The organism is Streptomyces sp. NPDC054975, assembly GCF_053609105.1.
Genome location: NZ_JBSGWV010000024.1, coordinates 54,915 through 65,181, shown reverse-complemented (window position 1 = coordinate 65,181; position 10,267 = coordinate 54,915). Strand labels below are relative to the sequence as shown.

General features: G+C 72.9%; 10 protein-coding genes. 3 read left to right on the top strand and 7 right to left on the bottom strand.

All coding sequences use genetic code 11. The annotated features are described in order from the left end of the window. Positions 1–67 precede the first annotated feature (67 nt). From ACWF79_RS21605 to ACWF79_RS21585, 5 genes are read right to left on the bottom strand one after another with little or no spacing between them, the layout of a single operon-like run. The gene (locus ACWF79_RS21605) at positions 68–1,303 is read right to left on the bottom strand and encodes a styrene monooxygenase/indole monooxygenase family protein (RefSeq protein WP_453729738.1); all 1,236 of its coding nucleotides are present in this window, start codon (positions 1,301–1,303) and stop codon (positions 68–70) included. Between the two features lie 27 nt (positions 1,304–1,330). Continuing rightward, on the bottom strand, positions 1,331–2,008 hold the full coding sequence (locus tag ACWF79_RS21600) for a GTP-binding protein (protein ID WP_453729737.1): 678 nt from the start codon (positions 2,006–2,008) through the stop codon (positions 1,331–1,333). Next, positions 1,989–2,408 carry a DUF742 domain-containing protein gene (locus ACWF79_RS21595; RefSeq protein WP_453729736.1) on the bottom strand — a complete coding sequence of 140 codons (420 nt, stop codon included), beginning with the start codon at positions 2,406–2,408 and terminating at the stop codon, positions 1,989–1,991. Before ACWF79_RS21595 ends, ACWF79_RS21600 begins: the two co-directional genes overlap by 20 nt. Then, positions 2,405–2,917: a roadblock/LC7 domain-containing protein gene (locus tag ACWF79_RS21590; RefSeq protein WP_453729735.1), complete on the bottom strand. Its 513-nt coding sequence runs from the start codon at positions 2,915–2,917 to the stop codon at positions 2,405–2,407. The genes ACWF79_RS21595 and ACWF79_RS21590 overlap by 4 nt, the downstream gene beginning before the upstream one ends. Next, a complete protein-coding gene (locus ACWF79_RS21585) occupies positions 2,914–5,802 on the bottom strand; it encodes a nitrate- and nitrite sensing domain-containing protein (RefSeq protein ID WP_453729734.1) in 2,889 nt (962 codons plus the stop codon). Before ACWF79_RS21585 ends, ACWF79_RS21590 begins: the two co-directional genes overlap by 4 nt. Before the next feature lie 374 nt (positions 5,803–6,176). Between ACWF79_RS21585 and ACWF79_RS21580 the strand changes: the two genes are divergently transcribed. Beyond that, a complete protein-coding gene (locus tag ACWF79_RS21580; protein WP_453729733.1) occupies positions 6,177–6,950 on the top strand; it encodes a hypothetical protein in 774 nt (257 codons plus the stop codon). Positions 6,951–6,968: 18 nt separating this feature from the next. Here ACWF79_RS21580 and ACWF79_RS21575 read toward each other — a convergent pair whose 3' ends face one another. Further along, positions 6,969–7,463 carry a MarR family winged helix-turn-helix transcriptional regulator gene (locus ACWF79_RS21575; RefSeq protein ID WP_453729732.1) on the bottom strand — a complete coding sequence of 165 codons (495 nt, stop codon included), beginning with the start codon at positions 7,461–7,463 and terminating at the stop codon, positions 6,969–6,971. A gap of 210 nt (positions 7,464–7,673) precedes the next feature. Between ACWF79_RS21575 and ACWF79_RS21570 the strand changes: the two genes are divergently transcribed. Together ACWF79_RS21570 and ACWF79_RS21565 are read left to right on the top strand one after the other, a co-directional pair. Continuing rightward, positions 7,674–8,501, top strand: a complete 828-nt coding sequence (locus tag ACWF79_RS21570; protein WP_453729731.1) for a lysozyme — start codon at positions 7,674–7,676, stop codon at positions 8,499–8,501. A 202-nt stretch (positions 8,502–8,703) separates the two neighbouring features. Further along, the gene (locus ACWF79_RS21565; protein ID WP_453729730.1) at positions 8,704–9,561 is read left to right on the top strand and encodes a lytic polysaccharide monooxygenase auxiliary activity family 9 protein; all 858 of its coding nucleotides are present in this window, start codon (positions 8,704–8,706) and stop codon (positions 9,559–9,561) included. Between the two features lie 13 nt (positions 9,562–9,574). On the opposite strand, the gene ACWF79_RS21560 is transcribed toward ACWF79_RS21565, so the two are convergent. Further along, positions 9,575–10,207: a DUF5701 family protein gene (locus ACWF79_RS21560; RefSeq protein ID WP_453729729.1), complete on the bottom strand. Its 633-nt coding sequence runs from the start codon at positions 10,205–10,207 to the stop codon at positions 9,575–9,577. Positions 10,208–10,267: the final 60 nt, after the last annotated feature.

The following is a 10,267-nucleotide window of genomic DNA, read 5'->3' as shown; positions in this document are numbered from 1 at the left end:
CCTCCGCCCCGGTGGGCGGGGCGGGGGGGCCGCCGCCCCCCCCCCGCCCCCCGCCCCCCTCAGGCCGTCAGGCCCCGGCGACCGACGCCAGGTAGGCCTCGGTCTTCTCCGGGTCGTAGAAGAAGTTCTCGAAGTCGGCCGGGTCGTTGAAGCCGTTCGCGAAGCGGTCGGCGACCGGCTGGAGCTGGCCGGCCGCACCGATCAGGTTCAGGACGTGCTCCGGCGGGACGCCGAGCATGGCGTTCGTCCACTTGGTGACGTGCTGCGCGGTGTTCCAGTACCGGTCGAACGTGGACTGCATCCAGGCCTCGTCGAAGGGCTTGTCCCCGTGCTCCACGATCGCGGCGAGGTAGGCGGCGGCGCACTTGGCGGCCGAGTTCGAGCCCTGGCCGGTGATCGGGTCGTTGGCGACGACGACGTCCGCGACGCCCAGGGCCAGGCCTCCGCCGGGGAGGCGGCCGATCGGGTTACGGACGGTCGGGGCGTACCGGCCCGCCAGGGTGCCGCCCGCGTCGGTCAGCTCGACCTTGGTGGCCCGCGCGTACTCCCAGGGCGTGAACTTCTCCATCAGCTCCAGGGTCAGCGACAGGTGCTCGGCGGGGTCCTTGACGCCCTGGAAGGCGTCGAGCGGGCCGCCGGGTATGCCCTCCCAGAAGAGGATGTCGGCGCGGCCGGAGGTGGTCAGCGTCGGCATGACGAAGAGCTCGCCGACGCCCGGGACCAGGTTGCAGCGGACCGCGTCGAAGTCGGGGTGCTCGGGGCGGGGGCCGAGGCCGTGGACGTACGCGACGGCCAGCGCGCGCTGCGGCTCGGCGTACGGGGAGCGGGCGGCGTCCCGGCCGAACATGGAGACCAGCTCGCCCTTGCCGGCGGAGACCAGGACCAGGTCGTACGTACGGGAGAAGTAGTCCAGGTCGGAGACCGCCGCGCCGTGGATGACGAGCTGGCCGCCGCGCTGGGCGAAGGTCTCCATCCAGCCGGCCATCTTCACGCGCTGGTCGACGGACTGCGCGTAGCCGTCGAGCTTCCCGACCCAGTCCACCGCGCGCGTGGAGTCCGGCGCGGCGACGGAGACACCGAGGCCCTCGATCCGCGGGGCCTGGGACTCCCAGAAGTTGATGCCGAGGTCGCGCTCGTGCTGGAGCGCGGTGTCGAACATGCACTGGGTGGACATGACCCGGCCGGACCGGATCTCGTCCGCCGTGCGGTTGGACATGAGGGTGACCTCGTACCCCTGCGACTGGAGTCCGAGGGCGAGCTGGAGACCGGACTGGCCGGCTCCGACGATGAGTATCTTCCGCATGGCGGGTGGTGCTCCTGGGGGAGGAAGTTATTCGGGGGTTGCTTCGAGGGCGTGGCCGACCATCGCGAGAAGGGTCTCGACGACGCTGTACCGCTTGCGGGCGTCCATGATCACGACCGGTACGGCCGGGGGTACCGTCAGCGCCTCGCGGACGTCCTCGGGCTCGAACCGCTCGGTGCCCTCGAAGTGGTTGACGGCGACGATGTACGGCAGACCGCAGCTCTCGAAGTAGTCGAGGGCGGGGAAGCAGTCGGTGAGCCGGCGCGTGTCCGCGAGCACGATCGCGCCGATCGCACCGCGCACCAGGTCGTCCCACATGAACCAGAACCGCTGCTGACCGGGCGTGCCGAAGACGTACAGCACGAGGTCGTCGTCCAGGGTGATCCGGCCGAAGTCCATCGCGACGGTCGTCGTGAGCTTGTCGGGTGTCGCGGAGAGGTCGTCGGTCTCCTGGCTGGCCTGGGTCATCAGGGCCTCGGTCTGGAGGGGTGTGATCTCCGAGACGGCCCGGACGAAGGTCGTCTTGCCCACCCCGAAGCCCCCCGCGACGACGACCTTCGTCGCGATGGGGGCCCGGGTGTGGTCGAGCTGCCAGTCCTGCGCGCCCTCTTCGGTGCCGACGTCCTGGGTTTCGGAACGGGGTTCGGGCTGGGCGGGGATTCCGGCGAGGGCCGGGGCAGCGGCTTCAGAGACGGCGGAGTCCACTCAGCACCCTTTCGAGGAGCGCGCGGTCGGGCTGCCCGGTGCCGTGACCGGTCCCGTACACACGGATCTTTCCCTGGTCGGCCAGGTCGCTGAGCAGCACCCGGACGACACCCAACGGCATCTTCAGGAGCGCCGAGATCTCCGCGACGGTACGCATCCGCCGACAGATCTCGACGATGGCCCGCATCTCCGGCATGAGGCCCCGGGCGGGCGGACCGCCGTCCGTGAGTTCCTTCCGCCCGGGCCCCGCCTCCAGCGCCGCGACGAAGGTCTCGACGAGCAGGACGTGACCGAAGCGGGTCCGGCCGCCGGTGAGCGAGTACGGGCGTACGCGCGCGGGGCGGCGCCCCTCGCCCCGTACCGGCAACCTGGTGAAGTGGGCGTTCAGCGCAGACGTCACTGGGCGCTCTCCATCGATTTGCGCAGCTCGCTGCGGAGTTCGGGGGTGAGGACGTGTCCGGCGCGGCCGACGAAGAGGGCCATGTGGTACGCCACGACACTCATGTCGCAGTCGGGCTCGGCGTGCACGCCGAGCAGCGAACCGTCGCTGATGGACATGACGAAGACACTGCCCTCCTCCATGGCCACCATCGTCTGCTTGACCCCGCCGCCGTCCATCAGCCGGGCGGCGCCGATGGTGAGGCTGCCGATGCCGGAGACGATCGTGGCGAGGTCGGCGCTGGAGCCCCGCGGGCCGGTCGCCCGGTCCTCGGCGGGGGTGGCGTCCTGGGCCGCCGGGTCGGACGAGAGCAGGAGCAGTCCGTCGGAGGAGACGACGGCGACCGAGCGGACCCCGGGCACCTCCTCGACGAGGTTGCCCAGCAGCCAGTGCAGGTTGCGGGCCTCCCTGCTCAGTCCGAACGTTCCGGTCGCAGGTGTGCCGGTCTCAGATGTTCCGGTCGCAGTCAACCGCGTGCCTCCTCGACTGTGTCCCCCGTCTTCTCCTCGGTGCGTGCTTCGATCTCGGCCTCGACGTCCTTGCGGCCCTCCTCTGCCCCTCGGTGGAAGCCGCCGAGCCTGCGGCGCAGGGCCTCCGGGTCCACTCCGCCCGCGCGCGGGGCGGGCACCGTCCCGGCCTGCGGGACGATCTTCGGCGTGCGCTTGGGAAGCCCCTTGTCGGTGACGCGCGGGGCGGCCGACGGCTCGGTCTCCTCCGGGGAGCGCTCGTGCGCGTCGGGCTCGGCCGGCGCGTCGGGCAGGCGGACCTGGAGGGTGGTCTCGGCGACGGACGGGGCGGGGGCCTGAGGGGTCTCGGGAGCGGGCTCCGCGAGCTCCGGGGCAGGCTCCGGATCCCGGACATCGGATATCGGATCCTGGATCTCGGATCCCCTATCCGTTTCCCGCCCCGCCATCGGATCCACGGCGGGCTCCTCGGCGGCCTGCTCCTCCTCCGCGGCCTGCTCCTCCTCCGCGGCGGGCTCCTCTCCGGCCTGCTCCTCCTCCGCCGCCTCGACCGCGCGCTCCGCCGCCTCCACGAGCGGGTCGCGGGTGCGGGAGGGGAGGGTGTTGGAGTTGGCCTCGGCGACCGAGCCGGGGAGGTTGATCGTGGGCGCTCCGCCCGTGACCGGGACGGCCGGCGGACCCGCGGTGGTCGGCGGGGCCGTCGGGAGCAGCGGCAGCGGCAGGACGACGACCGCCGCGATGCCGCCCTGCTTCTGCTCGCGCAGCTGCACCCGTACCCCGTGGCGGGCGGCGAGCAGCGCGGTGACGCGGATGCCGAGCCCCTCCCCCTCTGTGTCGGCCGGGTCGGCCTCGGCGAGCCGCGCGTTGATCTCGGTGAGCCGGGACTCGGTCATGCCGATGCCCTCGTCCTGGACGGAGAGCATGACCTCGCCGCTCTCCAGGAGCCAGCCGGAGAGCTGGACCTGCGCGTCGGGCGGCGAGAAGGAGGTCGCGTTCTCCAGGAGTTCGGCGATCAGGTGGCTCAGGTCGTCCGCGGCGAAGCCGGCGATCTGGGCGTGCGGCGGCAGGGACTGGAGGGTGACCCGCTCGTACCGCTCGATCTCGCTGACGGCGGCGCGCAGCACGTCCACCAGCGGGACCGGCCCGGGGTGGCCGTGGACGTGCTCGTGACCGGCGAGGACGAGGAGGTTCTCGCTGTGGCGGCGCATGACGGTCGCCATGTGGTCGAGCTTGAAGAGGGTGGCGAGCCGGTCGGGGTCCTGCTCGCGCTCCTCCAGCTTCTCGATGACGCCGAGCTGCCGCTCCACGAGCCCGAGGCTGCGCAGCGAGAGGTTGACGAAGGTGTGGTGGACGGTGTGCCGGAGCCGTTCGAGTTCGGCGGTGAGCAGGGCGGTCTGGCCCTGGAGTTCGGCGCGCTGGGCGGCGAGTTCGGCGCCGAGCGCCTCACGGGCTCCGGCCAGGTCGGCGCGCTCGCTGTCGAGCCGTCCGGCGCGCCGGCCGAGGTCGGCCAGCTTGCCGTGGAGGGTGTTGAGGGACCGTACGACCTGGGCGAACTCGTCGTTGCGGCCGGTGAAGCGGACGGCCTCCTCGGTCTCCGGCTCCGGGGCGGCGGCGAGCCGCGCGGCCCCGATGCGCAGGACGGCGAGGGGGCGGGTGAGGGTGCGGGCGACGTAGGTGGAGATGCCGATGGCGACCAGGAGGCAGCCGCCGAGGAAGGCGATGCGTACTTCGAGGGCGGTGACGTCGTCGTCGCGGAGCTGGGCGAGGCGGTCCACCCGGGTGGCGGAGAGGGAGGACTCGACGCCGCGCATCTGCTCGATACGGGCGGAGAGCGCGGCCTCCAGCTGCTCGGGGCTGGTCCTGCGCTCGGAGGTGGACAGGACCGGCTGGTCGGTGAGCTTGGCGAGCAGGCTCTCGGCCTTCTTGACGTCGGGGCCGGTGACGGTGGCGGCGAGGGAGTCGCGTCCGGTGGAGGTGGCGGCCTGGTCGAAGTCGGCGAGGGCGGCCAGTTCGCGGACCCGGGCCTGCTGAGCGGCCGCGGTGAGGGCGTTGCGGGCCCGGTCGGCCTCGTCGGCGCCCGCCGCCTTGGTGGGGACGTAGGTGCCGGTGACGGGGTCGTACTCGACGCCGCTCGACCGGGGCTGGGGTACGGCGAGGGCGGCGAGGAGCAGGCCGCGGGCGGCCGAGGCCTGCTCGACGGCGAGGCCGAGGGCGGCCGGGGCCCGGGTGGCGTCGGCGGCGCGGGCGGGGGTCTGCTCGGCCAGCTCGTCGGCGAGGGCCTGGAGCTTGGCGATGACGTCCGTGTACGCCCGGTGGGCCTCCAGGGCCGTGCCCTTGCCGGTGAGGGCGGTACGGCGGATGGACGGCAGGCCCGCGAGGTCGCGGCGCAGCTCGGCGGGGGCGGCGGGCCGGATCTCGTCGACCTGGCGGTCGACCCGGGTGGAACGCGTGCTGGTGACCTGCCGCCTGTCGGCGGCGTCGCCCTGCTGCTCGTCCCGGCCCGCCGCGATGTACGCGACGACCTCGTCGCGCTCGTCGGCGAGGGAGTGGGCGAGGGTGACGGCCTGGCGGTCCAGCTCGGCGAGGGTGACCAGGCGCTGGGACTCGGTCAGTTCGCCGGAGGCGGTGAGGACCGCGGGAGCGCCGGCGGCGAGGACGGTGACGCCGACGAGGGCGACACCGGCGACGAGGCGGTTGCGGACGCGCCTGGGGCGGCCGGTGCTCACGGGCGAGGGCGCGGGCGTAGGCGTGGGTGCGGGGGCACCGGACGGGGTGTTCCCGGGTACGGCGCCGGGGCCCGTGGCGTTGCCCGTGCTCAGCGGGTCACCGGGGGCCTGGCTCCGCGTGCCGTTGTTGCTCCGAGGCCGCTTCTTCTGCACCGGTGCTCGCATTCTCGACTCGTCCGCCCATGAAGCAGAGGTGACGACCGGTCACGTGATAGAGCGCCCCCACCCCTGGTACGGCTTCCGACCATTCCAGCGCTTCTGGGAAGGGGACGCGCATCGGCCGCTCCGCCACCCGAACGAGTGAACAACACTCCTGAGTTGGCGAACAACTCCGCGCGGGGCCTTCCGCACGGCCGCGCGGTGCGCCGGTTGGATCTTCCGCGCGGGCTTTGGCAGGATGCCCGCCCGCAGCTCGCCGGAGGCTCCGCTTCCGCCTCGCGGACGGCTCACGAAGCGTTGGTACAGGCCATATTCAGCGGTTTGAAGACGCTGTGAAGGGGCAGCGCGCCCTCCGGGCGCCAGGGGGCAGACTGGGGATCATGCGCACCGAGCTCGTCACCCTGCCCGGCAGTCCCGAACGCCCCAACGAGGACTGGGCGGCCGCCACTCTGCCCGCGTCCGGCGGGGGCGGGACGGTCGTGGTGCTCGACGGAGTGACGCCGCCGATCGATGATGACGGTTGTGTGCACGGCGTGCCCTGGTTCGCCGCCCGCCTCGGGGGCGCACTGACCGAACTGTCCGCTTCGCGACGTGACATGACGCTGTCCGAGATCCTGGCGGAGGCGATCCGGCGCACCGCGGACGCCCACCGGGGCACCTGTGACCTTTCTCACGTACGCACGCCCCAGGCGACCGTCGCCATGGCGCGCTGGGACGCGGAGTGCGTCGAACACCTCGTGCTGTCCGACGCGGTGCTCCTCCTGGAGGCGCCGGACGGGTCGGTGGTGGCGGTCCTCGACGACCGTCTCGACCTGCTCCCGGACGAGGTCCGCCGCTCGCTCGTGGCGACGGACCGGCTGCGGAACCGGGAGGGCGGCTTCTTCACGGCGGCGGCGGACCCGGAGGTGGTGAGCCTGGCGGTGACCGGGACGACGCCCCGGGCGGAGGTCCGCGCGCTCGCGGCGCTCTCGGACGGGGCGTCGCGCTGGGTGGAGCTGTTCGGCCAGGGCGACTGGGCGGCCTGCTGCGCGGTGCTCCGGACGGAGGGCGCGCACGGGCTGCTCGCACGGGTCAGGGCGCTGGAGGAGGCGGGCGCCGTCGCGCACCGCTGGAAGGTCCACGACGACGCGACGGCGGTGTACGCGGTTCTCTGAGCGCGCGCGCCCGCGCCCTCAGCTCTCCGCGCGCGCGTTCAGCTGGTGGAGCAGGCGGGCCAGTTCGGCGACCTCCGCGCGGTCCCAGTCGGCGAGCTTGCGGACGTACCGCCCGCGCCGTGCGTCCCGTACCCGACGGAAGCGGCGCCGCCCCTCCTCCGTCAGCCGGACGAGCGAGGCGCGCCCGTCGGCAGGGTCGGGGTTGCGGGCGACGAGTCCGAGGTCCTCCAGCACGCGCAGCTGGCGGCTCATGGTCGCCTTGCCGACGCCGAAGTAGCCGGCGAGTTCGGTGGCGCGCTGCGGACCGGTGTCGTCGAGGCGTACGAAGAGTCCGTACGCGGAGGACTCCAGCTCCGGGTGGACCTCGCGGGCCATCTCGCCGGACTGGGCGCGGGCGCGGCGCAGAAAGACCGCCAGCTCCCTTTCGAGGGCCAGGAATTCCTGGTCCACACCACTCCCGTCGGTCGAACCGCCGGTGGGTTCGCCTTCACCCGCCGTACCGCTTCCGTGCACGTCAGCACCCCTCGCGCGCTTTCCGGTCGCTGAAAGTTTCTTACCGCCGCGGCCATCGCCGCAGCTCCCCCAGTATTTCGCAGGAGTAGACCAACGGCGGCACCCGGACCCCCTTCCGCCAGGCGGGTCTACGTGCGTAGCGTCACTGATGACATGTCCGCACCAGGACTGGTCGACCCGCTCCCCCACCGAGCCTTTCGGAGGCACGCAATGCCCGTGCACAGATCCGGAAAGACCCTCGCCGGCGCCGCGCTCGCGGCGCTGGCCCTGCTCCTGCCGCTCACCCTCGCCGGACCGGCCGGTGCCGCCGGCACCGACGCCGAGGCCGTTCCCCCGCGCGGCTCCGCCCACATGGGCATGGGCGTCGTCGCGCACGACGGCCAGGCCGGCACGCCCGGCACACCCCGCGCCGCCCAGACGGAGGGCGTGGACGTCTCCAGCCACCAGGGGAACGTGGCCTGGTCAACCCTGTGGAACAGCGGGGTGAAGTGGGCCTACGTCAAGGCGACGGAAGGCACCTACTACAAGAACCCCTACTTCGCGCAGCAGTACAACGGCTCCTACAACGTGGGCATGATCCGCGGCGCGTACCACTTCGCGACCCCGGACACGACGACGGGCGCGGCCCAGGCCGACTACTTCGTGAACAACGGCGGCGGCTGGTCCAGGGACGGCAGGACGCTGCCGGGCGCGCTGGACATCGAGTGGAACCCGTACGGCGCGACCTGTTACGGCAAGTCCCAGTCCGCGATGGTCACGTGGATCCGCGACTTCCTGAGCCGGTACAAGGCGCGGACCGGCCGGGACGCGGTGATCTACACGGCGACGAGCTGGTGGACGCAGTGCACCGGCAACTACTCCGGCTTCGGCGCGTCCAACCCGCTGTGGATCGCGCGGTACGCGTCGACCGTGGGCACGCTGCCGGCGGGGTGGCCGTACTACACCATGTGGCAGTACACCTCGACCGGCCCGACGGTCGGCGACCACAACCGGTTCAACGGCGACCTCTCGCGGGTGCAGGCGCTGGCCAACGGCTGAGTCCTCGCACGCCGCGTGCGGCGGCCTCCGGGTGTGCGGCGGCGCGCCCGGAGGCCGCCTCCACCTTTCTCGCTCCTCCCTCTTGCCGATTGGTATGGACCAATGCGAGGCTCGGGCGAGCGCGTACGGCTGCTCCCAACTCCCGTACGGCGCGCCCTGGTTGCTCGTCCCGTCCTCCCCCACGCACGAGAGAGAGCCCCGCATGCCGTCGATCCGCCGTACCGCCGCCGCCGTCACCCTGTCCGCCGCCGCCCTCGTCCCCCTGACCCCGTCCGTCGCCGGTGCGCACGGCGCGGTCTTCAACCCGGTGAGCCGGGTGGCGGCCTGTTACGCCGAGGGCCCGGAGACGCCGAAGTCCCAGGTGTGCAAGGACCTGGTCGCCGACTCCGGTACGCAGCCGCTCTACGACTGGAACGAGGTGAACATCGCCAACGCGGCCGGGCAGCACCAGGTGGTCATCCCCGACGGCAAGCTCTGCTCGGCCAACCGCGAGAAGTACCGGGCGCTGGACTGGGCCCGGACGGACTGGCCGGCGACGGCGGTCTCCACGGGCTCCTTCGACTTCAAGGTCCGGGTCACCGCGCCGCACCAGGGCACGATGACCGTCTACATCACCAAGCCGGGCTTCGACCCGACCAAGCCGCTGAAGTGGTCGGACCTGGACGCGACCCCGGTGGCCACCTACGCCACCCCGCGCACCTCGGCGGAGGGCTACTACCACTTCACCGGCAACCTGCCCGCGCGGACCGGCCGTCACATCGTCTACAAGGTCTGGCAGCGCAGCGACAGCCCGGAGGCGTTCTACAGCTGCTCGGACGTCACCTTCGGCGCGGCGCCGACAGCGGCCTCGGCTCCCAGCGAGGCGAAGATCGCGGCGGGCGCGGACCGCTCCACGGTGAGCCACGCGGGCCACGGCGGCGACGAACACGCCCCGGCCCTCTCCTCGGACGCGGCCCGGACCTCCCCGTCCCCGCTCCCCCTGGCCCTCGGCGGGGCGGCCGCCCTGACCGCGTTCGGCGCGGGCAGCCTGCTCCTGACCCGGCGCCGGAACGCGGCGTGACAAGGGCTCGGCGTCAGGCGCCGGTCCGGCCCGTGGTGGAGCCGAAGCCGAGCCAGGTGTGACGGTTGCCCCACCAGCACCAGCCGACCTTGGGCGCGTCGCGCCGCTCGCGGCCGTCGCGCCCGGTGCCGTTGCTGATCCAGATCGCCGGGGTACGGGCGTCCAGGGAGCCGTTGGCCTTGCGGAGCCGGGAGCCGATGGTCATGAAGCAGCGGTTGCGCTCCAGGGCCTCCGGCTGCTGGATCACCCAGTGGATGCCCTCGGTGAGCACCAGCGGCGTCCGCTCGTCCTTGGTGAGCGCGGGCAGCGCCTCCTCCGGGCTCCAGTTGGACATGTGGTCGCCGCGGTCGAGCCCGGCGACCAGGTAGAGGGGGGCGTCGGGCAGCTCGATGTCGTACGGGGCGAAGTCGTCGACGTCGGGCATGTCGACGACGACGAACCCGGGCTTGTCCGCGCGCCGGAGCAGGGGCGCGAGCGCGGAGGCGGGCGCGCGGTCCGGGTGGACGGCGAGCAGGACGTCCGTCCGTCCACCTCCCGCCTCGTCGGCGAAGGCACGCAGTTCGTCGGCGGACAGGCCAGCGAGTTCGTGCACCCCGAGCGTGACGAGGTGCTCCGCCTGGGCGGAGAGCGGCGGCAGAGAGGGCATGGAGGATTCTCCTCGGTTCGCGTTCCGGAGCGGTGAGGGGGCAGCCCCGGTCCCCCCGTT

Coding starts and splice junctions, on each gene's coding strand:
- ACWF79_RS21570 (WP_453729731.1), top strand. CDS start 7,674: ATGCCCGTGCACAGATCCGGAAAGACCCTCGCCGGCGCCGCGCTCGCG.
- ACWF79_RS21565 (WP_453729730.1), top strand. CDS start 8,704: ATGCCGTCGATCCGCCGTACCGCCGCCGCCGTCACCCTGTCCGCCGCC.
- ACWF79_RS21605 (WP_453729738.1), bottom strand. CDS start 1,303: ATGCGGAAGATACTCATCGTCGGAGCCGGCCAGTCCGGTCTCCAGCTC.
- ACWF79_RS21560 (WP_453729729.1), bottom strand. CDS start 10,207: ATGCCCTCTCTGCCGCCGCTCTCCGCCCAGGCGGAGCACCTCGTCACG.
- ACWF79_RS21580 (WP_453729733.1), top strand. CDS start 6,177: ATGCGCACCGAGCTCGTCACCCTGCCCGGCAGTCCCGAACGCCCCAAC.
- ACWF79_RS21585 (WP_453729734.1), bottom strand. CDS start 5,802: ATGCGAGCACCGGTGCAGAAGAAGCGGCCTCGGAGCAACAACGGCACG.